The sequence below is a fragment of the Stenotrophomonas sp. YJH_SMC_119 genome (genome assembly GCF_059368315.1).
Map to the genome: position 1 here is coordinate 123,799 of NZ_JCAFRP010000009.1, position 22,805 is coordinate 146,603.

Annotated in this window: 16 protein-coding genes; 6 read left to right on the top strand and 10 right to left on the bottom strand. The window is 68.0% G+C overall.

The genetic code is table 11. The features are described 5' to 3' along the window. Nucleotides 1-80 precede the first annotated feature (80 nt). The 3 genes from AC5P6S_RS14805 to AC5P6S_RS14815 all read left to right on the top strand — a co-directional run bounded on the left by AC5P6S_RS14805 (nucleotide 81) and on the right by AC5P6S_RS14815 (nucleotide 6,629). Nucleotides 81-470 (top strand): I78 family peptidase inhibitor, encoded by a 390-nt coding sequence (locus AC5P6S_RS14805; RefSeq protein WP_005407509.1) that lies wholly within the window; start codon nucleotides 81-83, stop codon nucleotides 468-470. Between the two features lie 174 nt (nucleotides 471-644). After that, nucleotides 645-5,099, top strand: coding sequence for a glutamate synthase large subunit (gene gltB / locus AC5P6S_RS14810; protein WP_049395474.1), 4,455 nt, complete (start codon nucleotides 645-647; stop codon nucleotides 5,097-5,099). 84 nt (nucleotides 5,100-5,183) lie between these two features. Continuing rightward, nucleotides 5,184-6,629 carry an FAD-dependent oxidoreductase gene (locus AC5P6S_RS14815; RefSeq protein ID WP_012478696.1) on the top strand — a complete coding sequence of 482 codons (1,446 nt, stop codon included), beginning with the start codon at nucleotides 5,184-5,186 and terminating at the stop codon, nucleotides 6,627-6,629. Here the strand turns inward: AC5P6S_RS14815 and AC5P6S_RS14820 are convergent. After that, nucleotides 6,615-9,023: an ATP-binding protein gene (locus AC5P6S_RS14820; RefSeq protein WP_044571112.1), complete on the bottom strand. Its 2,409-nt coding sequence runs from the start codon at nucleotides 9,021-9,023 to the stop codon at nucleotides 6,615-6,617. The genes AC5P6S_RS14815 and AC5P6S_RS14820 overlap by 15 nt on opposite strands. 167 nt (nucleotides 9,024-9,190) lie before the next feature. On the opposite strand from AC5P6S_RS14820, the gene AC5P6S_RS14825 reads away from it, so the two are divergent. Next, nucleotides 9,191-10,057 (top strand): methylglyoxal synthase, encoded by an 867-nt coding sequence (locus AC5P6S_RS14825; protein WP_495204653.1) that lies wholly within the window; start codon nucleotides 9,191-9,193, stop codon nucleotides 10,055-10,057. Nucleotides 10,058-10,382: 325 nt separating this feature from the next. Here AC5P6S_RS14825 and AC5P6S_RS14830 read toward each other — a convergent pair whose 3' ends face one another. The 3 genes from AC5P6S_RS14830 to ttcA are packed head-to-tail and all read right to left on the bottom strand — an operon-like array spanning nucleotide 10,383 to nucleotide 13,084. Then, on the bottom strand, nucleotides 10,383-11,162 hold the full coding sequence (locus tag AC5P6S_RS14830; protein ID WP_005407504.1) for a M48 family metallopeptidase: 780 nt from the start codon (nucleotides 11,160-11,162) through the stop codon (nucleotides 10,383-10,385). A 59-nt stretch (nucleotides 11,163-11,221) separates the two neighbouring features. Then, the gene (locus AC5P6S_RS14835) at nucleotides 11,222-12,127 is read right to left on the bottom strand and encodes a recombination-associated protein RdgC (RefSeq protein WP_005411825.1); all 906 of its coding nucleotides are present in this window, start codon (nucleotides 12,125-12,127) and stop codon (nucleotides 11,222-11,224) included. Between the two features lie 36 nt (nucleotides 12,128-12,163). Beyond that, a complete protein-coding gene (gene ttcA, locus AC5P6S_RS14840; RefSeq protein WP_024958654.1) occupies nucleotides 12,164-13,084 on the bottom strand; it encodes a tRNA 2-thiocytidine(32) synthetase TtcA in 921 nt (306 codons plus the stop codon). A gap of 90 nt (nucleotides 13,085-13,174) precedes the next feature. On the opposite strand from ttcA, the gene AC5P6S_RS14845 reads away from it, so the two are divergent. Next, nucleotides 13,175-13,378 carry a YdcH family protein gene (locus tag AC5P6S_RS14845; RefSeq protein ID WP_005411823.1) on the top strand — a complete coding sequence of 68 codons (204 nt, stop codon included), beginning with the start codon at nucleotides 13,175-13,177 and terminating at the stop codon, nucleotides 13,376-13,378. An 88-nt stretch (nucleotides 13,379-13,466) separates the two neighbouring features. Here the strand turns inward: AC5P6S_RS14845 and plsB are convergent, their stop codons facing one another. The 4 genes from plsB to AC5P6S_RS14865 form a co-directional block, all read right to left on the bottom strand. Then, nucleotides 13,467-16,103, bottom strand: coding sequence for a glycerol-3-phosphate 1-O-acyltransferase PlsB (gene plsB / locus AC5P6S_RS14850; protein ID WP_005407500.1), 2,637 nt, complete (start codon nucleotides 16,101-16,103; stop codon nucleotides 13,467-13,469). Further along, a complete protein-coding gene (locus tag AC5P6S_RS14855; protein WP_005407499.1) occupies nucleotides 16,103-17,056 on the bottom strand; it encodes a hypothetical protein in 954 nt (317 codons plus the stop codon). The genes plsB and AC5P6S_RS14855 overlap by 1 nt, the downstream gene beginning before the upstream one ends. Nucleotides 17,057-17,480: 424 nt before the next feature. Further along, nucleotides 17,481-18,206, bottom strand: a complete 726-nt coding sequence (pyrF, locus tag AC5P6S_RS14860; RefSeq protein WP_005411820.1) for an orotidine-5'-phosphate decarboxylase — start codon at nucleotides 18,204-18,206, stop codon at nucleotides 17,481-17,483. Next, nucleotides 18,203-19,126 (bottom strand): 5'-nucleotidase, lipoprotein e(P4) family, encoded by a 924-nt coding sequence (locus AC5P6S_RS14865; RefSeq protein WP_021202272.1) that lies wholly within the window; start codon nucleotides 19,124-19,126, stop codon nucleotides 18,203-18,205. The genes pyrF and AC5P6S_RS14865 overlap by 4 nt, the downstream gene beginning before the upstream one ends. 101 nt (nucleotides 19,127-19,227) lie before the next feature. On the opposite strand from AC5P6S_RS14865, the gene AC5P6S_RS14870 reads away from it, so the two are divergent. After that, nucleotides 19,228-19,881, top strand: a complete 654-nt coding sequence (locus tag AC5P6S_RS14870) for a YceH family protein (RefSeq protein WP_111118364.1) — start codon at nucleotides 19,228-19,230, stop codon at nucleotides 19,879-19,881. 78 nt (nucleotides 19,882-19,959) lie between these two features. On the opposite strand, the gene AC5P6S_RS14875 is transcribed toward AC5P6S_RS14870, so the two are convergent. Continuing rightward, on the bottom strand, nucleotides 19,960-20,484 hold the full coding sequence (locus AC5P6S_RS14875) for a GNAT family N-acetyltransferase (RefSeq protein WP_005407495.1): 525 nt from the start codon (nucleotides 20,482-20,484) through the stop codon (nucleotides 19,960-19,962). Nucleotides 20,485-20,744: 260 nt separating this feature from the next. Next, complete coding sequence (locus tag AC5P6S_RS14880; protein ID WP_414498365.1) at nucleotides 20,745-22,721, bottom strand: UvrD-helicase domain-containing protein; 1,977 nt, start codon at nucleotides 22,719-22,721, stop codon at nucleotides 20,745-20,747. Nucleotides 22,722-22,805: the final 84 nt, after the last annotated feature.

The window sequence follows — 22,805 nt, forward strand, 5'->3', positions numbered from 1 at the left end:
CCTGTCGATAACACAAGACAAACACGTGAGGGCCGGTTCGCCGCTATGCTCGGGTCTTCACAACCCCTTCCGGAGTCATGATGTCGTTCCCGATTCGCGCCCGTTCGCTCTCCGCCCTGTTGCTGCCGGCCGTGCTGGCCCTGACCGCCTGCCAGGCACCGGCGCTGGATGAACAGGATTCGGCCACCGCCCACGCCCAGCAGGCCGCCGAAGCAGCCAAGGCGCCGGCCGACGACGCCGGCAAGGCCACCGAGGCTCCGCCGGTCGGCACCTGCGATGCCAGCCAGGTACAGAGCCTGGTCGGCCAGGCCTACACCGATGCCCTCGGCAAGCAGGCACAGGAAGATGCAGGTGCCAGCCAGGTGCGCGTGCTCAAGCCCAATGATGTGGCCACGATGGAGTTCCTCGGCGACCGCCTGAACATCGAAGTGGACGACAAGGGCGCCGTCAGCGGCGTGCGTTGCGGCTGAGTCCCGCCCCGCGCCGGCACTGGGTTGCCGGCGCGTTCCGTTGCACCTGCAACCGTGTATTGCGGCGTTGCAGCAACCTGTGATCTAGTCGAGGCATCCGGTGGCCTCACGATGCGCTCCAGGGAATGAGCGGGGACGAGTGTCGCCGCCAACCCTATACGCATCGAGGTAGAGATGGCCCCCCGCAACCGCCAAGGGCTTTACGACCCGCGCTCCGAGCGCGATGCCTGTGGATTTGGCATGGTCGCCCAGCTCGACGATCAACCATCGCGCCTGTTGGTTGATACCGCCATCGCCGCGCTTTCGCGCATGACCCACCGTGGCGGTGTCGCCGCCGATGGCCTGACCGGTGATGGCTGCGGCCTGCTGCTGCGCCGCCCCGATGCGTTCCTGAAACTGCTGGCCAGCGAAGCCGGCATCACCACCGCCGCGCGTTTCGCCGCCGGCCTGGTATTCCTGCCGCATGACGCCGACGCTGCGCAGGCCTGCCGCGCGCAGCTGCAGGCGCAGGTGGAAGCGGTGGGCTGCAAGGTCGCTGGCTGGCGCGAGGTACCGACCGACGACAGCGTCTGCGGCCAACTGGCGCGCGACACGCTGCCGCGCATCGAGCAGGTGTTCGTCGATGCCGGGGTTGGCCAGGATGATGCCGGCTTCGCACTGGCGCTGTTCCTGGCCCGTCGCCGCAGCGAACAGCAGCTGCGCGAACACGCCGACTTCTACGTCACCACCCTCACCCCGGATGCGATCAGCTACAAGGGCATGGTGCTGCCGGACAAGCTCAGCCGCTTCTTCCCGGACCTGCAGCGCCGCGAGCTGGCCTCCAGCGCGATCGTGTTCCACCAGCGCTTCTCGACCAACACGCTGCCGCGCTGGCCGCTCGCCCACCCGTTCCGCATGCTCGCCCACAACGGCGAGATCAACACCATCGAGGGCAATCGTCGCTGGGCGCAGGCGCGCAGCAAGGTGTGGAAGACGCCGCGCTTCGATATTGGTGAATTCGACCCGGTCATCTCCATGCACGGTTCGGATTCGCAGAGCCTGGACAACATGCTGGAGCTGATGGTCGCCGGTGGCATGGAGCTGATCCAGGCGCTGCGCATCCTGGTGCCGCCCGCCACCCAGTCGCTGGAGTTCAAGGACCCGGACCTGGCCGCGTTCTACGAGTTCCACGGCCTGAACAGCGAGCCGTGGGATGGCCCGGCCGGCATCGTCGCCTGCGACAGCCGCTATGCGGTGTGTACGCTGGACCGCAACGGCCTGCGCCCGGCGCGCTGGATGCTGACCGCCGACCGCCACTTCCTGGTCGCCTCCGAGGCCGGCGTCTGGGAAGTGCCGACCGAGCGCGTGGTGCGCAAGGGCAAGCTCGGCCCCGGCGAGATGATCGCGATCGACCTCAAGCGCGGCGACCTGCTCGACTCCGACGCGGTCGACCGCATCAACCGTGGCCGTGCGCCGTACAAGCAGTGGCTGCAGCAGGGCGTGACCTACCTGCAGACCGAACTGATCGACCCGTCGCTGGTGGAGGAACCCTTCGACGAAGGCACCCTGCGCAGCTACCACAAGCTCTACCAGCTCAGCAGCGAGGAAGTGGAGCAGGTGCTGCGTCCGCTGGCCGAGACCGAGCAGGAAGCCACTGGCTCGATGGGCGATGACACGCCGATGGCGGTGCTGAGCCAGCGCAGCCGCCCGCTGTACGACTATTTCCGCCAGGCCTTCGCGCAGGTCACCAACCCGCCGATCGATCCGCTGCGCGAAGACTGCGCGATGTCCCTGTCCACCCAGCTCGGCAAGGAGACCAACATCTTCCATGCTGGCCCGGAGACGGTGAACCACGTCATCCTCAATTCGCCGGTGCTGAGCCAGCGCAAGCTGCGCCAGCTGCTGAAGATGGAGCAGTACGTGCAGGCCAACCGCCTGCTCGATCTGTCCTACAGCGAAGACGAGGGCCTGCGCGCCGGCATCGAGCGCATCTGTGCCGAGGCCGAACAGGCCGCGCGCGATGGCATGGTGATGCTGCTGCTGTCCGACCGCTACCCGGTGGCCGGACGCCCGATGGTGCATGCCCTGCTCGCCACCAGCGCCATCCACCACCACCTGTCGCGGCTGGGCCTGCGCTGCGACGTCAACCTGATCGTCGAGACCGGCACTGCGCGCGATCCGCACCACATGGCCTGCCTGCTCGGCTTCGGTGCCACCGCAGTGTACCCGTACCTGGCCTATCAGACCCTGTTCGACCTCGGCCGTCGCGGCATCCTCAAGCTCAGCAAGGGCGGTGAGCAGTCGCAGATCGGCCGCCGCTACCGCAAGGGCGTCTACAAGGGCCTGTCGAAGATCATCTCGAAGATGGGCATCTGCACCGTGGCCAGCTACCGCGGCGCGCAGCTGTTCGAGATCATCGGCCTGGAACCGGAAGTGGTGGACCTGTGCTTCCCGGATACGGCCTCGCGCATCGGTGGCGCTGGCTTCGCGCGCCTGGATGCCGACGCACGCGAGCTGTGCGCGCAGGCCTGGGACGCGCAGCAGGACGTGGACGTAGGCGGCCTGCTGAAGTACGTGCACGGCGGCGAGTACCACATGTACAACCCGGACGTGGTCACCACCCTGCAGCGCGCGGCGCGCAGCGGTGACCCGCGTGCCTGGCAGCAGTACTGCGATGCCGTGCATGCACGGCCGCCGTCGGCGTTGCGCGACCTGCTGGAACTGGTGCCGGCGGCCACGCCGGTACCGCTGGACGAGGTGGCTCCGGCCAGTACCCTGTTCCCGCGCTTCGATACCGCGGCGATCAGCCTGGGCGCACTGTCGCCGGAAGCACATGAAGCATTGGCCATTGCCATGAACCGCCTCGGCGGCCGCAGCAATTCCGGCGAAGGCGGTGAGGATCCCGCCCGCTATGGCACCGCAAAGCGCAGCAAGATCAAGCAGGTCGCCTCGGGCCGCTTCGGCGTCACCGCTGAGTACCTGGTCAACGCCGAAGTGCTGCAGATCAAGGTCGCGCAGGGCGCCAAGCCCGGCGAGGGCGGCCAGCTGCCGGGCCACAAGGTGAACGAACTGATCGCGCGCCTGCGCTATGCCCGGCCTGGGATCGGCCTGATCTCGCCGCCGCCGCACCACGACATCTATTCGATCGAAGACCTGGCGCAGCTGATCTACGACCTCAAGCAGGTCAACCCGACCGCGCTGGTGTCGGTGAAGCTGGTCAGCCATGCCGGCGTGGGTACGATCGCCGCCGGCGTGGTCAAGGCCGGTGCCGACCTGATCACCATCTCCGGCCACGACGGCGGGACCGGTGCTTCGCCGGTCAGCTCGATCCGCTACGCCGGCGTGCCGTGGGAACTGGGCGTGGCCGAAGCGCACCAGGCGCTGCTGGCCAACGACCTGCGCGGGCGCACCCTGCTGCAGACCGATGGTGGCCTGAAGACCGGCCTGGACGTGGTCAAGGCCGCGCTGCTCGGCGCGGACAGCTTCGGCTTCGGCACCGCGCCGATGATCGTGCTGGGCTGCAAGTACCTGCGTATCTGCCACCTCAACAACTGCGCCACCGGCGTGGCCACCCAGGACGAGCGCCTGCGCGAGAACCACTTCACCGGCCAGCCCGAACGCGTGGAGAACTTCTTCCGCCTGCTGGCCGAGGAAGTGCGCGGCTGGCTGGCGTACCTGGGTGCACGTTCGCTGGAAGAGATCGTCGGCCGTACCGACCTGCTGCGGCAGATCGAGGCCGCGCCGCGTGACGGCGTGCGCGTGGACCTGTCGCGCCTGCTGGCCGATGCCCGCTACGAAGGCAGCCACTGCGCCGCCCAGCGCCTGTACGAATCGCCGGACGGCCTGGCCACGCAGATGGATGGCCTGCTGGCGCCGGCCATCGAACACAAGCGCGGTGGCGAGCATCGCTTCCTGATCCACAACACCGACCGCAGCATCGGCACGCGCCTGGCCGGTGCGGTGGCGCGCGCGCACGGCAACCAGGGCATGGCCGAGGCACCGCTGGAACTGCGCTTCCGTGGCAGCGCCGGGCAGAGCTTTGGTGCCTTCAATGTCGGTGGCCTGCACCTGGAAGTGGAGGGTGAAGCCAACGACTACGTCGGCAAGGGCATGGCCGGCGGCCGCCTGGTGGTGCGCCCGCCGCGTGGCGCGCGCTTTGAAGCGCGCAGCACCGCGATCATCGGCAACACCTGCCTGTACGGCGCCACCGGTGGCGAGCTGTTCGCCGCTGGCCGCGCCGGCGAGCGTTTCGCGGTACGCAATTCCGGCGCGCTGGCGGTGGTGGAAGGTGCCGGTGACCACTGCTGCGAGTACATGACCGATGGCGTGGTGCTGGTACTGGGCAAGGTCGGCCTGAACTTCGGTGCCGGCTTCACCGGTGGCCTGGCCTACGTGCTGGACGTCGACCGCGATTTCGTCGACCGCTACAACCACGAGCTGATCGACATCCATCGCGTCTCCGCCGAGGGCTTCGAGAACTACCGCCAGCACCTGCACCGCCTGATCGGCCGCCACCGCGAGCTGACCGGCAGCATCTGGGCGCAGCAGATCCTGGACGAGTTCCGCGATTACATCGGCAAGTTCTGGCTGGTCAAACCGAAGGCCGCCAGCATCGAGTCGCTGACCGAAACCCTGCGACGCGCCGCGTAACGGTAGTGCCGGCCGCTGCCGGCAACCCAGGACCACGTAGTGCCGGCCGCTGGCCGGCGACCGCAAAACACCACAGAGCCCGCCATGAGCCGCAAGCACGCCTTCCAGTTCCTCGACCTGCCCCGCACCATGCCGCAGCGCATTCCGGTGGAACTGCGCACGTCCGGCGACTGGGGTGAGTTGTACGGCAAGTTCGGTAAGGAAGATGCCCAGTACCAGGCCGGTCGCTGCCTGGACTGCGGCAACCCCTACTGCAGCTGGAAGTGCCCGGTGCACAACGCCATTCCACAGTGGCTGCAGCTGGTGCAGGAAAACCGCATCCACGAAGCGGCCACGCTGTGCCACAGCACCAACCCGCTGCCGGAAGTGTGCGGCCGGGTCTGCCCGCAGGACCGGCTGTGCGAGGGCAGCTGCACGCTGGAAGAGTTCGGTGCGGTCACCATCGGCGCGGTCGAGAAGTACATCGTTGATACCGCGCTGGCCACGGGCTGGCGCCCGGACCTGGGCGCGGTGCAGCCGACCGGCCGCAGCGTGGCTGTGATCGGCGCCGGCCCGGCCGGGCTGGCCTGTGCCGACCGTCTGGCGCGCGCCGGCATTGCCGCCGTGGTCTACGACCGCTATGAGCAGATCGGCGGCCTGCTGCAGTTCGGCATTCCCAGCTTCAAGCTGGACAAGGATGTGATCCACCGCCGCCGCGAAGTGCTCGAGGGCATGGGCGTGCAGTTCCGCCTCGGTGTGGAGATCGGCCGTGACCTCAGCGTGCAGCAGCTGCTGGACAGCCACGATGCGGTGTTCGTCGGTACCGGCGCCTACCGCTATACCGACGGTGGCCTCGACGGCCAGGACCTGAAGGGCGTGCTGCCGGCACTGCCGTTCCTGGTGCAGAACAGCCGCATCGTCGGCGGCGATGATCCGAAGGGCCGGCCGATTGCCGGCTGGGAAGACAGCATCGCCCTGCCCGACCTCAACGGCAAGCGCGTGGTGGTGCTGGGCGGCGGTGATACCGGCATGGACTGCGTGCGCAGCGCGGTGCGGCTGGGCGCGGCCAAGGTCACCTGTGCCTACCGCCGCGACGAAGCCAACATGCCCGGCAGCGCGCGCGAAGTGGCCAATGCGCGCGAGGAAGGCGTGCGCTTCCTGTTCAACCGCCAGCCGCTGTCGATCGAAGCCGGCGCCGACGATGAGGTGATCGGCGTGACCGTGGTCGAAACCCGGCTGGGTGAGCCCGATGCCAATGGCCGCCAGAATGCGGTGCCGATCGAAGGCAGCGAATCGCTGCTGGAGGCCGACGTGGTGATCATCGCCTTCGGCTTCTCGCCAACCGTGCCGGCGTGGCTGGCCGAGCACGGCGTGGAAGGCCGGTCCAACGGCCGCATCGTGGCTGGCGGCAAGGACCGCCTGCCATTCCAGACCGCGCACCCGCGCCTGTTCGCCGGCGGTGACGCAGTGCGTGGCGCCGACCTGGTGGTGACCGCCGTGGCCGAAGGCCGCGACGCCGCCGCCAGCATCATCCGCCTACTGGCGCATTGATTCCGGCGCCAGCAGCACGGCCAGCAAGCCCCGCAGTTCCTGCGCCGCCACCGGCTTGGCCAGGAAATGATCGATGCCCGCTTCGCGGCAGGCCTCGCGGGTGCGACCCAGCGCGCTGGCCGTGAGCGCGATGATCGGGACCTGCGCGCGAACCGCGCAGGCGTCGGCGCGGATGGCCCGTGCCAAGGCAAAGCCATCCATGTGCGGCATGTGGCAGTCGGTGATGACCAGGTCGAACGCCCGCGCCTGCCAGGCCTCGAAGGCCTGGCGACCATCGGTGCAGGCGTGCACCTGCAGACCCAGATCATGCAGGCGCTGCTCCAGCAGGTGCAGGTTGGTGGGGTGATCTTCAGCTACTAGCACCCGGGCCGACGACAGTGGCCGCGCCGCCTCTGCCGGAAGCGGCAATGCCTCGGCAGGCAACTCACAGGCGTCCAGATCCAGTTCCAGCCACACGGTGGTGCCCTTGCCTGGCGCGCTGCGCAGGCACAGTTCTGCTTCCATCGATGCAGCCAGTTCACGGCAGATCGCCAGGCCCAGGCCGCTGCCGCCGAAACGGCGCGTTGTCGATGCCTCGGCCTGGGTGTAGGCAGCGAACACCGCCTGTTGCCGTTCCGGGCTGATGCCCACCCCGCTGTCACTGACCTGCAGGCGAAGACGTTGGCCGCGATCGTGCTGCTGCAGCACCTGCACCTGCAGATCCACGCCGCCATGCTCGGTGAACTTGAGCGCGTTGCCGGCAAGGTTGAACAGGATCTGGCGCAGGCGCAGGCCGTCGGCCAGCGATCCGGCCTGCAATTCCGGATCAAGTTGGATACGCAGATGCAGGCCCCGGCTGGCCGCCACCGGCATCAGCAACTGCTGCACCGCGCGCACCAGTGCCGCCACGCTCGTGGGTCGCAGCTGCGGCGGCAGTGCCTGCAGCCGTTGGCTGTGCAGCACGTCGTCCAGGATCTGCCGCAGCATCTGGGCAGCATCACCCACGGTCACCAGCACCTGTTGCTGGCGATGATCCAGATCGCTGCCCTCCAACCGCTCGAGCATGCCCAGCAGGGTGCTCATCGGCGTGCGGATCTCGTGGCTCATGGTCGCCAGGAAGTGGGCCTTGGCCAGCGCTGCCTGCTCGGCCGCACGGCGCGCCTCGGCCAGCGCATGGGTGCGCGCCTGCACTCCGCTTACGTCGATCCAGTAGCCACTCCACTCGACGTCGCCGCTGTCCAGGGACAGCGGCCGTCCATGCGAGTGGACCCAGCGCCAGCCTTGTGGCGAGCGCGTGCGGAAGGTGACATCGATCGGGCCCCGCGCCAGGGCAGCGGCGTCGACGGTGTCCATCAGCCGCGAGCGATCGTCGGGATGAACCGCTGCCAGCAGGCGCTGATGATCGATCAGGGCGGTTTCCACGCTGATTCCGAACAACGCCTGCACGTCGCCTGCGATCTGGGGAAAGCTGTAGTGGCCGGTGGCAGAGCGACGCACCTGATAGACCACCGCTGGCAGGTTCGAGGTCACCTCCTGCAGGCGTTGCGCAGCCACGCGGCGACGCTCGCTCTCGCGATGCACGCGCCAGTAGCCGAAGGCGTACACCAGCATGAGCGCCAGCAGGGTCAGCGAGGCCGGCACCAGCCAGCGCAGGGGGGACGCAGAGGGCGGGTGTCGCGGCTGGTTCGGCAGCCAGGCCGTGCGGATCGCCTCGCGTTCGTTCGCGGTCAGCTGCGACACGGCCCGCTCGAACACCGGGATGACGTCGGCGCAGGCGGGCACGGTGGCCAGCACCGGCGCGTCGTCGATTCCGGCGGGCGCAGCGATTACCAGCGGCTCGCCCTGATAGTGGCGCAACGCGGCCTCGACCTCTCCAAGATTGGCGACCACGGCATCGACCAGGCCCGTGCCCAGCAGTGACAGGGCGTCGTCGATGGGGGCGGGGGGCAACAGCTGCACGCCAGACGCCTGTTCCGTCAGCGCCCCGACCAGCGACAGCGGGTCGGGACTGGCCACGGTGCCTCCGCGCAACGCCTCCAGGCCCAGCACCGGCGATGCATCCCGGCGCCGCACAATGACCTGTGGCAGCTGCACGTAGGGCGCACTGGCCACCCACCCCGTCGGCAACTGCGAGCGCGACCAGCCCAGCAGCGCCTGGACGTCGGGCGGCACCGTTCCCTCGGCGATGGCGGCGGTTGGCAATGGCTGCATCTGCAGTGGTCGCTGCGCGCCCAGCAGCTTCAGGTACTGCGCGCTGAGCCCGCGCGGCTGGCCCTGCTCGCTGGAGGACAACGGCGCGCGGTCGGCGGGCCAGGCAATGCGCAGCGGCGTCCTGCAATCCGCAGCGGCGGCCAGGGCAGGCAACAGCAGGCCGGCCACGACCGCGGTGGCGGCACGCAGGCCAGCGGCGTTCACGATGGGCATCCTCTTCTGGCGGGCGGAATGAACGGCCGCGCAGCGGTACCGCTGCCTCTTACGCTAGCGGCGCGTGGACGAAGCGCAATGAAGAAAGTTGTAAAAACACCAAGATAGGTGAATGGCGACATACACTGCCGCTTTCACCCGTATCTGCGGAGCATTCGATGCGCATCGGCCTGGCTGCCAACCGTCTCCATCACCACGACGCGCGCGCCGCCCTGTTCCGCTGGCTGCGCGTCAGCGAACCCGGCCTGCGCGAGCTGGGCGTGTCGCTGCACGCGGTCGGCCGCACCCATGACGCGATACAGCGTCAGGGCTTCCTGACCGGATACGCGGGCCTGCATCGCTACCCCTATGGTCGCGAGGGTGGCTTGATGAAGCTGGTGGCCGAGGTGGTTGGCATGGGGCCGGATCGGACACTGGATGGCGCGGTCTACCTGATCGATCCGGTCGATCCATCCTCGGTGTTTCCGGAAGCCACGGCGCTGAAGCGGCAGTGCGTGATCCACGGCAAGCCTTTCATTTCCACCGTGGCCACCGCGCGCGACTGGATCGAGGTGGAACGCATCCATGCCGGACTGGCTGCCGATGCTGGCGCCGACGACCTGCATGCGTTCGAAGGACAGACGCTGGCGCTGATCGCGCACGACGCGATGAAGCCGGCGATGCTGGCCTTCGCCGATGAGCACTTCGATGTGCTGGCGCGGTTCGGTGAGCGGGTGGCAACCGGAACCACCGGCCAGCGCTTGAACGAGCTGGCGTGGAGCCGTGGCTGGCCCAGCGATGCGCCCTGGGTGACGCGCTACCAGAGCGGCCCGATGGGCGGCGATGCGCAGATTGCCGACCGGGTACTGGAAGGGCGCTGCCAGCGCGCGATCTTCTTCGAGGATCCGCACGTAGCGCGCCAGCATGAGGCGGATATCCAGCTGCTGGAGCGCGCGGTGACGACGGTGACCGACCAGGCGGTGTGCATTACGGCGCCGCGGGTGGCGGCGCGCTGGGCGGCGGCGGCGGCGTTGCGGGCGAGGTGAGGATTTCGGCCAACGGCTGAGCCCCTCGTGGTGGGTCGTTCAAATCAGAAGCCGTGCTAGGCCGGGCGGGGTGGATTGCGCAGGGGTCGCTGCAAGTACGTCCTTGTAAGCTCGGTCGCCGCATCCATGCGGCTCACGCCCCTGCGCAACCCACCCCGCCCGGCCACGGACAGTTTCCTGTGTGCCCATCACGGAAGAAAGAAGGAAGAGCAGGAGCGGGTCGCGCGCTGCGCGCGCTTTTGTAGAGCCGAGCCATGCTCGGCTGCTGTTGATCGCGAGGGCTGGATATCTGCGCCACGCGCGTCAGCCGAGCATCGGCTCGGCTCTACAGCAGCTGGCGAAGCATCGCCTTCAGCCTGCGGCCTTCCAGCTGGAAGTAGTCGCGCTGCTCGCGCCACGCGGGGAAACGTTGTTCCACTTCGTGCCAGAACGCGGGCGAGTGGTTGGGCTGGATCAGGTGGCAGAGCTCGTGCACCAGCACGTACTCGAACGCCTCAGGCCGGCCCAGTACCAGCGCCAGGTCCAGTGCCATGCTGCCATCGGGGGCGAGCGAGCCCCATTGCGAGGACATCACCTTCAATCGCAGGCGGCTGGGTGCGCGCGGCAGCGTGGGCAGGTACTTCGGCAGCCAGCGGCCGACGTCGGCGCGGGTCTGTGCTTCGTAGAACTCGCGCAGCAGGCGGCGCAGGGTGGCGTCACCACCACGTGTCGGCCACTGCACGCAGGCACCATGCGCGTCGATCTCCAGGCGCGCGTAGCGGCCTTCCTGCCAGCGCAGCGGCAACAGTTCGCCGCGCAGCGGCAGCACGCCGTCTTCGCCGGGCTGCAGCGGTGCCGGCAGGCCCTGGCCCTGGTACTGGCGCAGCTGCAGTGCCAGCCAGTCGCGGTGCTGTTCCAGGAAACGTTCGCCCATCACCAGGCTTGCGCGCGGTGGCAGGGTCAGGCGCGCGCCGCGTTCGTCCACGCTCAGCTTGATGCGGCGCGCACGCGGATCGCGCACGCGCAGTACCTCGATCTCGGCATCCTCCAGGCGCAGGCGAACGGTGTCGCGCTGTACGGTGGCGGGCGGGGTCGGGCTGATCAGGCGGCGCAGCAGACGGCTCATGCGCCCAGCATAGCGCCGCTTCGGGCCGCCGGATGACCGGCGGCCGTCGGGCTGCCTGTTCAGTCAGCCTTGCTGAGCTTGAAGGCTTCTTCCAGCAACAGGAACAGACGGCGGATCTCGGCGCTCTGCAGGGCGAAGCGGGCGTCGAACTCGGCGCGGCGGCCGTCTTCGTCGGCATGCTCCAGCTGGTCCAGGGCACCGTCGAGGAACTTCAGCTTGCGCACGATCAGGTCGTCGCCGATGACGAAGGACAGGTTGTCCTCGAAGATCAGCGCCAGCTTGGTCACCTGCTTGCCGGCATCCAGGTGCTTGTCGATCTCGTCGCAGCGCAGTTCCTGGTGCTGGCACTTGACCACCGCGCCGCCTTCCACCGGGTCCTTCATCTCGCACTCTTCGCCCAGGCTCAGCCCGGTCGGCAGCGGCTCGCCGGCGATCCAGCCGGTCAGGATCGAACGCGGCGCGACTTCGGCGTTCAGCGGCATCGCCGGGAAGCTGCCGAGCAGGCCGCGGATGTCGGACATGAAGTACTCGCCGGTCTTGCGGCTGGAGGTATCCACCGCCACGTAACCGTGCTGCAGGTCGATGAAGGCGTCGTTGCGCGAGGACTTCACGAAGGCGCGCGGCAGCAGTTCATGCAGCAGGTCGTCCTTCATCCGCTTGCGTTCGCGGCCACCCGGGCGGCGGCCTTCCTTCTCCTCGATCTCCTCCAGCTTGCGCTCGAGCAGGTCGTTGACCACCGCCGCCGGCAGGATCTTGTCCTCGCCGCCCACGGTCAGCCACAGGTGTTCGGCGATGCGGTGGGAGAGCAGTTCCTTCTCCTCGCGGCCGAACGGCGAGATGAAGCCGCGCGAATTCATTTCCAGTGCGCCGACCGGCTTCAGCAGGGCGTGCGGCAGCAGCGTGTCGACTTCGGAAAAATCGGTGGTGGTCGGGAAACGGAAGAACGTCAGGTTGCGAAAGAACATGGAATTCCGGATGGCAAAGAGGAAGGGCGACCGACCTTAAACGGTGGGCGTCTCGGGATCTGCGTCGGCGTCGGCCGGGGAACCGGCCAGCCAGGCATGCGCGTCAGGCAGCGGCGCGTCGTCGCGACGGCCCAGCGCCATGAAGTCGAACAGGGTGGTGTCGGCCAGCTGCGAGGGCCGGACTTCGCCCATGGCGCGCGCGATCTGCTCGATGCGGCCCGGGTGGTCCTTCTCCCACTGCCTCAGCATCAGGCCGACCTGGCGGCGCTGCAGGTTCTCCTGGCTGCCGCACAGGTTGCAGGGAATGATCGGGAACTGGCGTGCCTGCGCGTAGTCAACGATGTCGCTCTCGCGCACGTAGGCCAGCGGCCGGATCACCACGTGCCTGCCGTCATCGCTGCGCAGCTTCGGCGGCATGCCCGACAGCTTGGCGTGGTGGAACAGGTTCATGAAGAACGTGGCCACCATGTCGTCGCGGTGGTGGCCCAGCGCGATCTTGGTGAAGCCGTGGGTCTCGGCGTAGTTGTACAGCGCACCACGACGCAGGCGCGAGCACAGCGAACACATGGTCTTGCCTTCCGGGATGACCCGGCTGACCACCGAATAGGTGTCCTGCTCGATGATGTGGTACGGCACGCCCAGGCCTGCCAGGTATTCCGGCAGCACGTGCTCGGGGAAGTCCGGCTGCTTCTGGTCCAGGTTCACTGCCACCAGCTCGAACGGCACCGGCGCCTTCTTCTGCAGCTGCAGCAGCACGTCCAGCAGGGTGTAGCTGTCCTTGCCGCCGGACAGGCAGACCATCACCTTGTCGCCGGCCTCGATCATGCCGAAGTCGGCAATCGCCTCGCCGACCTGGCGGCGCAGGCGCTTGGCCAGCTTGTGCTGCTCGCGCTCGGCCACGCGCGGATCGCGGGCGGCGCGCGGCTGGGGATCGGGGAGGGAAATCACGGCACTCATGGGCTCCATTCTAACGGCTCGGAGCGGCCACGGCCGGGGGTCGGGATTCCCCTCTCCCGGCGGTCATCATCGCTGTGTATCCTCGAAGCCGTGGATACCTACGACCCCGCCGAGATTGTCGAACGCCTCGCCGCCCTGCGCGCCGAGCACCGCCTGCTGGATGAACAGATCACCCGCATGGCCGCCAACGGCGAGGACGAGCTGGAATCCAAGCGCCTGAAGCGGCGCAAGCTGCAGTTGAAGGACTGCATTGCCAGGCTGGAAAGCCTGCAGATTCCCGACGAACCGGCCTAAGGACCGTCCTGGTGGGTGCCAACCCTGGTTGGCACGGCTGGGAGGTGTGGACCAAGGTCCACACCCACCGCATGGCCCGGCGCTGCCTTCAATCCTGCGGCGCCGGCTCGTCCGGGCGTGCCGCTTCCGGGCTGACCCGTTCGATGGTGTGGCGCAGTTCGCGGCCAAGGATGAACTTGGCGTCCTTGGCCCAGGCATCCAGGCGCTCGTCGAACAGCAGCTTGCTGTTCTCGTCCGGCCACACCAGGCGCAGTTCGCGCAGCTTCTGGATGAAGCCGCGGAACAGGGTGCGGTCGAAGAACTCCGGCGCGGCCGGTGCATAGAGCAGGCTCAGACGCTGCGCCGCCTGCTGGCACAGGCTTTCCAGCTCGGCCGCGCCCAGCACGCCCGGGCCGTTCTTCACCAGCACCGAAATGGCGATGTAGTAGCGCTCGAACGCCTGCTGCAGCGAGTGGCCGATCGCACGCAGGCGGAACACCTCGTCGGTCTGCCCGGTGTTGCGCGCCAGGATGCCGCCGTCGTCGTCATTGACGTTCTGCAGCAGGCCCTCACGCACGAACACGTTGATGGTCTGGTCGATGCGCTGTGCGAATTCGTCCTCGCTCCACGGCAGGAACAGCTCGGCCTGCAGGAACGGGTACACCGTGCGGCCCAGCTGGACCAGGCCGGTACGGCTCATGCGGCGGTTGTTCTGGAAGCAGCAGGCCACCCACGACGAGGCGGTGAACAGGTGCAGCACGTTGTTGCGGAAGTAGCTCAGCAGCACCGCGGTATCGCCGCTGACGCTGAGCACGTCGCCCAGCGGGTGCTTGATGCGGGTGAGGACGTTGATTTCCTCGGCGTGGGCGATGATCCGCTCCGGCGAGTGCGGGGTCACCGTCACCCGGTCCGAATACGGCATCTCGACCAGCAGCGTCTTGCACAGCTCGATCTGCGCGATCAGGTCGGCCTCGCCCATCGCGTGCTTCGGCGTGGACAGCAGGGCCAGCGCCAGCAGGTTGATCGGATTGACGTCAGCTGCGCCGTTGATGCGCACCTGGATGCGTTCGGCCAGCGTGTCCACCGTGGTCGACAGCCAGGCTGGCTTCTCGTCCTCGGACACCGCCTCGCCCTTCCACTCCGGCGCCTTCTCGGCCAGTACGTCGTTCAGTGCGATCGGTTCGCCGAAGTTCACCACCACCTGGCCGTAGTTCTGCTTGAGCACCTTCGGGATGCCCCACAGCAGCGACCAGATCGATTCCTTTTCCTTCGGCCGGCCGGACAGTTCGTCCAGGTAGCTGCCGCCTTCCATCAGCTTCTCGTAGCCGATGTAGATGGGCTGGAACAGCACCGGCTTGCGCGGCTGGCGCAGGAACGCACGCAGCGTCATCGAGATCATGCCGCCCTTGGGCTGCAGCAGTCGGCCGGTACGCGAGCGGCCGCCTTCGACGAAGTACTCCAGCGAGTAGCCGCCGGCCACCAGCTGCGCGACGTACTCACTGAGCACGGCCGAGTACAGCGCGTTGCCACGGATCGAGCGGCGGATGAAGAACGCACCGCCCTTGCGCAGCAGGGTGCCGACCACCGGCAGGTTCAGGTTGATGCCGGCCACGATGTGCGGCGGCACGATGCCACGGTCGTACAGCAGGTAGGACAGCAGCAGGTAGTCCATGTGGCTGCGGTGGCTGGGCACGTAGACCACTTCGTGACCCGGCGCGGCGGCCTTGAACTTGTCCAGATGGTGCACCAGCACGCCCGCATAGATGCGGTTCCACACGTGGCTGAGCATGAAGCTGGCCGAGCGCACCACCGGGCTGGAATAGTCCGCGGCGATTTCCCAGGCGTAGGCGTGTGCCTTCTTCCAGGCATCGGCCGTCTTCGAATTGTCGCGCTTGGCCTGCGCGGCGATCGCTTCGCGCACCGGTTCGGCGGCCAGCACCTGGTCCACCAGCAGGCGACGGGTCGACAGGTCGGGGCCGATCACCGATTCACGGATGCGGCGGAAATGGGTGCGCAGCACGCGCTGCAGCTTGCGTACCGTGCGTTCCGGCTCCAGGCCTTCGTCGATGATGGAACGCAGCGAGATCGGCGGCGCGAAGCGGACGATGGTGCTGCGGCCATTGAGCAGCACCGCCAGCAGGCGGCGGAAGCGGCCGACCAGCGCCCAGTTTTCCGAGAACAGCACCGCGAACCAGCCGCTCTGCTTGTCCGGCGCGCGGCCGACGAAGATCGACACCGGCACCAGGTGCACGTCCAGGTCATCGCGCACGCGATGTGCCTGCAGGACCTTGGCCAGCGAGTCGGAATGGGTCTTGGCACCGCGCTGCTCGGGGATCAGCGAATTGCTGGAGCTGCGCCGCGACAGCGCCAGGTAGGCGCGCTTGCGGCCGGTCGGGTCACCGGCCAGCGGCACCAGCGGCGACGGCAGGCCGGCCTGGCGGCAGGCCTTGTCCAGGATCAGCGCGTTGGACAGGCCGTAGTCTTCCAGCACGTACATGACCGGGCGGCCATCGTTGTACTGGCCCGGGTCTTCCGGCTCGATCTTCAGCGACAGCCACGGCTCGACCAGGCGGCCCAGCAACCGTGCCCACAGTGGGCGTCGGCCGGCCGGACGCGCGTGCGCGGGCGGCGGTACCGGGTTCGGGCCGGTACCGGTCGAGGGGGACGCCGGCACCGTATCGGCGGGCGTCGACTGGGATTCTTCGCCGGGGAACGGCAGCGGGTTCTGTTTCGACATCGGCGCCATTATGGCTTAGGCGGCGGCGTCGCCGCTTCCCCACCCTCGGCGGGGGCTTCAGCCGGTGACGGCGACGCAGCGGCGCGGGCCGCATCGGCCTTGCGCAGCAGGGCGTCGGTATCGGCCAGAGTGCGGGTCAGGTACCAATGGCCTTCGCGGCGGCTCAGCGGCAGCTGCAGGCTCATCTCGCGACCGGCGAGGTCGTAGCGCAGGCGTACCAGGGCGTTGTCACCTTCCACCGACAGCAGTTCGCCGCGCACGCTGCGCAACGCGTCGTCCACGCCCAGCCCGTAGCTGCCCAGCACCGCCTTGAGGGTGTGGATGAACGGCGCCAGCTGCGCCAGGCTGCCTTCCATGCCCGCGGCCTGCAGGCCGGCTTCGTCGTCGAAACCGACCTTGTTGGCGGCGCCGACCAGCGCGGCGATGGTGCTGCGTGCGCGGGCCCGGTCACTGATCGGGGCACCCTGCGCCCAGCTGGCCAGGGTTTCGACCAGCGCGATGTAATGCGCCTGTTGGCCAGGCGTATAACCCTTCTGGTGGCGCAGGTACTGCACACCGAAGTTGCCCATCGATTGTGCGGCCTGGCGAACGGCGCCGGCCTGTCCGGCCAGCTGGCGATCGAAGCTGCGCTGCAGTTCGGCGCTGGCATTGGGCTTGCGCAGTGCGGCCAGCATCGGCAGCAGCTGGTCACCCAGCGGCAGTTCGGTCAGCGGCCATTGGCTGTGGCCTTCGGTCCAGGCCTGTTGCAGGCGCTGGTACTGGCTGGGCGGTACCGACAGCTTTGCATAGCCGACCAGATCGTCCTCGGCCAGGCGCAGCGCCATGGCCTGCACCGCCGCGACCGGCTCGGCCGCCGGCTTGGCCGGGTCCTGGGCCGATTCACGACACGCCGCCACGGCCAGCAGCAGCATGGCTGCCAGCCCCCATCCACGCGCAGACCTTCCTCGCACTGCCACGCTCATGCACTCGGACTCCCCGGACCGGTCCGCATCTTGCGGCCTGTGACGTGACAGCGGCAAGCCGGGACGTCACGGTTTCCGCTGTTGCTTGTGCAAGTCACTGATGGGAATAAAAAAAGAGCCGGGATCACGGGGATCACAGGCTCTTCAAACCGGCGCAGGGCCGGTGGACAGTGTTGTGGCACATGTCCGGTCCGAGGACCGGATGGCGGCGATCCTACGCTGCCGCTCAAGTTAAGGCAACACTTCACGTAGTTCGGCCTAAATTATTGATTTTATTGATCATCCTGATGCCTGGCATGGAGGCCATGAAATCTACGGCAGGTTTTGCGGCGATTCGGGCACAACCGCTCGGTGGACGGATGCAGAAACGCCATCCCGCGCGGGTCGGGATGGCGTTCGGGCCTGCAGCCTGCGCAACGGAATCTCAGCGCGCAGCCAGCGCCGACGCGATTTCCTGCTGGATGGCCCGCGCCGCGGCCTGCGGATCGGTGGCCAGGCGGATCGGGCGACCAACCACGATGGCATCGGCGCCATCGGCAAAGGCCTGGGCCACGCCAACGGTACGCTTCTGGTCATCGCCGACCGGGCCACCGGGGCGGATGCCCGGGCAGACGATCGAGAACCCGGCGCCGGTAGCGGCGCGGATCGGGCCGGCTTCCTGGCCCGAGGCGATCACGCCATCGATACCGGCCGCCTGCGCGGCCAGCGCGCGTTCGACCACTACGTCCACCGGTTCACGGTCGATGCCCATCTGCGCCAGGTCCGGGCGGCCCATCGAGGTCAGCACGGTCACCGCCAGCAGGCGCATGTCGCTGCTGTTGGCGGCGGCGCAGGCTTCCATCATCGCCGGGTGCCAGCCGTGGATGGTGGCGTAGCTGACCGGCCACTGCGACAGGCGCTTGATCACCGCCGCGGCAGTGGCCGGGATATCGAAGAACTTCAGGTCGACGAACACGCGCTTGTCGCGGCGGGCCAGCTCGTCCAGCACCTGGAAGTACTCGCCCGACGCCAGCAGTTCCATGCCGATCTTGTAGAACGCCACGCTGTCGCCGAGGCGGTCGACCCACTCCAGCGCCTGCGCGCGATCAGGCACGTCCAGCGCGAAGATCAGGCGCTCGTCATCGCGCAGCGGCAGCGGCGCGCGGCTCACGGCGCGTAGTCCAGGGCAGCGCGCTTGGCGTCGTGGCGGGCCTGGCGCGACTGGCTGTAGTCATTGTTGAACTGCGCCGGCTCGAAACCGCCGTAGGTCGGGTTCGGCAGCATCCACCAGCGCTCGCCGAACCAGTCGTGGTACTGCTGCAGCAGGGCGTCACGGCCTTCGTTGGTGTTGGCGGTCACTTCCACGAAGTCGCCCAGCTGGTCGCCGAACTGCATCAGCACGCGGTACTTCTGCCCGGCCAGGCGGCGGCGGCAGTTCTTCTCGCTGCCGGCCTGCTCGCAGCCTTCGACCACGGTGCCCAGGCCCAGGAACACGCTGTCATCGGCCACCGGCAGGCCCTGCTCGCGCAGGTTGGCCAGGGTCGCGTCCTTCAGGTGCACGGCGCGGTTGGAGATGTACAGCAGGGTTACGCCCTTGGCGTTGGCGGCCTTGGCGAAATCGACCACGCCCGGAATGGCCTTGGCCTTCTTTTCGGCCACCCACTGGTCCCAGCTCAGCTCGTCGTATTCCTTGCCGTCGCGCACCAGGCGCGCCTGGTAGGGCGAGTTGTCCAGCACGGTCTCATCCACGTCCAGCACCACGGCCGGCTTCAGGCCCTTGGCCTCGTTGCCGCGTTCCTCCGGCACCAGCGCATCCCAGTGCGCTTCCTTCAGCGCGGCGTCCAGGTGGTCGGCGGCGGCGCGGTAGGTCTGCTCGGTGATTGCCTTGTACTCCTGCGCGCGCTGCATCCACAGCACGGCGTTGAGATTGTCGTTGGCGGTCGCATCAAGCGCGCCATCAGCCTTGGCAGCGGCGGCCGGGGCCTCCGGGGCAGCGGCTTCGGCAGCAGGCGCATCCACGCGCTTGCAGGCGGACAGGCCCAGCGCCGCAGTGGCGAGCAGGGTCAGGGACAGGGAAACGGGACGACGCATGGATTCACCGGCAATCAGATATACCGGCGCATTTTACCGGCAAAGGCGGCCCCGGGACGGCTATGCTTGGCGGTTGACCCGTTGCCCTTCCGGAGGCCGCCATGACCGATTCCGTCCAGACCCCCGACGTCCCCCTGCTCGACGCCGTGCAGGCCCGCCTGCTGGGCTGCCTGGTGGAAAAGGAGGCGACCACGCCGGACACCTATCCACTGACGGTCAATGCCGCCCAGTCGGCTGCCAACCAGAAGACTGCCCGCGAGCCGGTGATGAACATCGATGCCGGCAGCGTGCAGCACGCGCTGCGCCAGCTGGAGGCGTTGGGCCTGGCCCGCCAGCACTTCTCCTCGCGCGCGGACCGCTACGAGCACCGCCTGCAGGCCGCGCTGGACCTGACCCGGCAGCAGACCGTGCTGCTGGCGCTGCTGCTGCTGCGTGGGCCGCAGACGCTGGGCGAACTGATCACGCGCAGCGAGCGCCTGCACCGCTTCGCCGACGCCGATGACGCCCGCCACGCCATCGAACGCCTGCAGCAGCGCGCGCTGCTGGTGGTGCTGCCGCGCGCCAGTGGGCAGCGCGAAGACCGCTACATGCACCTGCTGTGCGGTGAAGTGGACGGTGCGGCGCTGGCGGCCAGGTACGCCAGCAGCGGCGGTGGCAACAGCGATGCAGCCGACCCGGGCCTGGCCGAGCGCGTGGCCCAGCTGGAAGCGGCCGTGGCCGAGCTGCAGGCGCAGCTGGCCGAACTGCGCGGCTGAGGGGGTGGGTGCCGACCGTTGGTCGGCACTGCATCTGAATCGTGCCGACCAACGGTCGGCACCTACCAACATCAGGGGTCAGACCTGCGCCGCACCCGGCGTCGCATACAACCGGCTCGGGCTGTCCACGCCCGGCAGCTGGATCACCCCCCGCTCCTGCATGCCCAACCCCAGCAGGATCTTCCCGGACACCACGTTGTCCAGATCGGTGATGCCATACAGATCCTGCAGGCCCAGCCCAGCGCGCGCATGCGCGAACACTGCCCGCGCCGCCTCACCGGCATAGCCCTGCCCGGCGAATTCCGACAGCACCGCATAGCCGATGTCCGGACCCGGCAGCCCATCACGCCGTACCAGCCCGGCATTGCCCAGCCAGGCACCGTCGGACAACCGCTCGATGGCATACATGCCAAAGCCATTCAACGCATAGCTGTGCAGCACACGCAGCGCGATGTAGTCCCGCGCCTGCTCCTCACTGCGCACATTGCGGTCGCCAATGAAGCGCACGAAGCCCGGATCATTCAACAGCGCCAGCATCGGCGCCGCATCGCGATCAGGCTCGATGGCACGCAGGCGCAGGCGTTCACTCTCGATCGGTTGCACAGGTGGACCTCCAGCCGAAACCCCGATTCTGCCTCAACCCCGGCTGCTGCTTTTGATTTTCTTTGCATTGCCGTGGAAGGAAGCGCCCGGCATCTGTCAGAGGCCGATCGGGGTGGGTTCGCGGGGGTATCTGCGCCATGGATGGCGCGGCTAAGCCCCCAGGGACGGGTTCACGGCGTCCCCCGCGAACCCACCCCGATCAGCCACACTGCGGAACCAACGCGTGCTCCACCACGGAGGGGCGGCGCCGTTGGAGCGCCCTAGTCGAACAACGCCTCGATCGCCGCCAACCCCGCACTCGCCCGTTCCTTCTTGCGCGCCGCATCGGCCACCGGATCAGCGCCATCGCGCTGGATCTCCTCGGCCGGAATCTCCTCGAAGAACCGGCTCGGCTTCAGCCGCACATGCTCGCCGAACTTGCGCGTCAGCTTGCTGTAGCTCATCCACAGCTGGATCTTGGCGCGGGTGATGCCCACGTACAGCAGCCGCCGCTCTTCCTGCAGGTTGCCCTCGTCCAGGCTCACCTGGTGCGGCAGCACGCCGTCCTCGCAGCCAACGATGAACACATACGGGAACTCCAGGCCCTTGGAGGCGTGCATGGTCATCATGCGCACCTGATTGCCACCCTCGTCCTTGTCGCTGCGTGACAGCAGCGCCAGCTGGCCGGCCAGGTCAGCGGCAGTGGCGCCGCGCGGGCCGCCCTCGAACCACTGCGCCAGTTCCTCGATGTTGTTGGCGCGGCGCTGGTAGCTGGCCTCTTCCTTGGCCTGCTGGCGCAGTTCGCTGAGCAGGCCGGATTCCTTGGCGACCTTGCGGATCATGTCGCCCGAGGTGACCTGACGCATCTGCGCGCGCAGGTCGCGCAGGATGTCGGTGAAGCGCGCCAGGCTGTTGGCGGCGCGCGGCGGCAGCTGCTGCAGGGCGCCGATCGCCTCGGCGGCCTGCGCCATCGGCATGTCCTTTTCCTGCGCCAGTTCGGCCAGCCTGGCCAGCGTGCCGGCACCGACGTCACGCTTGGGCGACTGCACCGCCCGCATGAACGCGGTGTCGTCGTCCGGGTTCACCAGCAGCCGCAGCCATGCCAGCGTGTCCTTCACTTCCTGGCGCTCCAGGAACATGGTGCCGCCGGTCAGGTGGTAAGGGATGCGCAGCAGCTGCATCGCCTTTTCCAGCGGCCGTGACTGGAAGTTGCCGCGGAACAGGATGCAGAAATCACTCCACGGCACGTTGCGCGACTGCGCCACGAAGGCGATCTCGGCCGCGACCTTTTCCGCTTCGTGCTCGCTGTTGCGGCATTCCCATACGCGGATGCGTTCACCGTCGGCCTGGTCGCTCCACAGCTTCTTCAGGTGCTCATGCGGGTTGTTGGCGATCAGCGCGTTGGCCGCGCGCAGCACGCGGTTGGAGCAGCGGTAGTTCTGCTCCAGCTTGATGATTTCCAGCGCAGGGTAGTCGCGCCCCATCTGCTGCAGGTTTTCCGGGTTGGCACCGCGCCAGGCGTAGATCGACTGGTCATCGTCACCCACGCAGGTGAAGTTGCCCTTGTCACCGGCCAGCTGCTTGAGCAGGCGGTACTGCGCGTCGTTGGTATCCTGGCATTCGTCCACCAGCAGGTAGCCGATGCGCTCGCGCCAGGCCAGCGCGATCTCCGGATTTTCCTCCAGGATCTGCACCGGCAAACGGATCAGGTCATCGAAGTCGACCGCATTGAAAGCCGTCAGGCGCAGCTGGTAGCGCTCGTAGACGCTGGCCGCTTCCTTCTCGCGGTTGCTGCGCGCGGCGGCCATCGCCTGCTCGGGCGACAGGCCGGCGTTCTTGGCGCGCGACACCAGGTTCTTCATGTCCTCGATGTCGTCGGGCTTGGCCCCGTACATCAGGTCCTTGATCTGCGCAGCGGCATCATCGGCATCGAAGATCGAGAAGCCACGCTTCAGGCCCACGGCCGCGTGTTCGATCTGCAGGAACTTCAGGCCCAGCGCATGGAAAGTGCAGATGGTCACCTCGTCGGCGTCCTGCTCGCGCAGGCGCTTGGCCACACGCTCGCGCATTTCCTTGGCCGACTTGTTGGTGAAGGTGATCGCTGCGATGCGGCGCGCCGGATAGCGGCCGCTGCCGATCAGGTGGGCGATCTTTTCCACGATCACGCGCGTCTTGCCGCTGCCCGCGCCGGCGAGCACCAGCAACGGACCTTCGATGTGCAGGACGGCGGCGGCTTGAGGGGGATTGAGACCGTGCATGGGAATGGGATTGTAGCGGGGCCGCAGCGGGCGGACCTGACTTGCATGCACACCGTTCCTAAGCTATTGATTCGCCACCGGAGC

Coding starts and splice junctions, on each gene's coding strand:
- AC5P6S_RS14805 (WP_005407509.1), top strand. CDS start 81: ATGTCGTTCCCGATTCGCGCCCGTTCGCTCTCCGCCCTGTTGCTGCCG.
- gltB (WP_049395474.1), top strand. CDS start 645: ATGGCCCCCCGCAACCGCCAAGGGCTTTACGACCCGCGCTCCGAGCGC.
- AC5P6S_RS14815 (WP_012478696.1), top strand. CDS start 5,184: ATGAGCCGCAAGCACGCCTTCCAGTTCCTCGACCTGCCCCGCACCATG.
- AC5P6S_RS14825 (WP_495204653.1), top strand. CDS start 9,191: ATGCGCATCGGCCTGGCTGCCAACCGTCTCCATCACCACGACGCGCGC.
- AC5P6S_RS14830 (WP_005407504.1), bottom strand. CDS start 11,162: ATGAGCCGTCTGCTGCGCCGCCTGATCAGCCCGACCCCGCCCGCCACC.
- AC5P6S_RS14835 (WP_005411825.1), bottom strand. CDS start 12,127: ATGTTCTTTCGCAACCTGACGTTCTTCCGTTTCCCGACCACCACCGAT.
- ttcA (WP_024958654.1), bottom strand. CDS start 13,084: ATGAGTGCCGTGATTTCCCTCCCCGATCCCCAGCCGCGCGCCGCCCGC.
- plsB (WP_005407500.1), bottom strand. CDS start 16,103: ATGGCGCCGATGTCGAAACAGAACCCGCTGCCGTTCCCCGGCGAAGAA.
- AC5P6S_RS14855 (WP_005407499.1), bottom strand. CDS start 17,056: ATGAGCGTGGCAGTGCGAGGAAGGTCTGCGCGTGGATGGGGGCTGGCA.
- AC5P6S_RS14865 (WP_021202272.1), bottom strand. CDS start 19,126: ATGCGTCGTCCCGTTTCCCTGTCCCTGACCCTGCTCGCCACTGCGGCG.
- AC5P6S_RS14870 (WP_111118364.1), top strand. CDS start 19,228: ATGACCGATTCCGTCCAGACCCCCGACGTCCCCCTGCTCGACGCCGTG.
- AC5P6S_RS14880 (WP_414498365.1), bottom strand. CDS start 22,721: ATGCACGGTCTCAATCCCCCTCAAGCCGCCGCCGTCCTGCACATCGAA.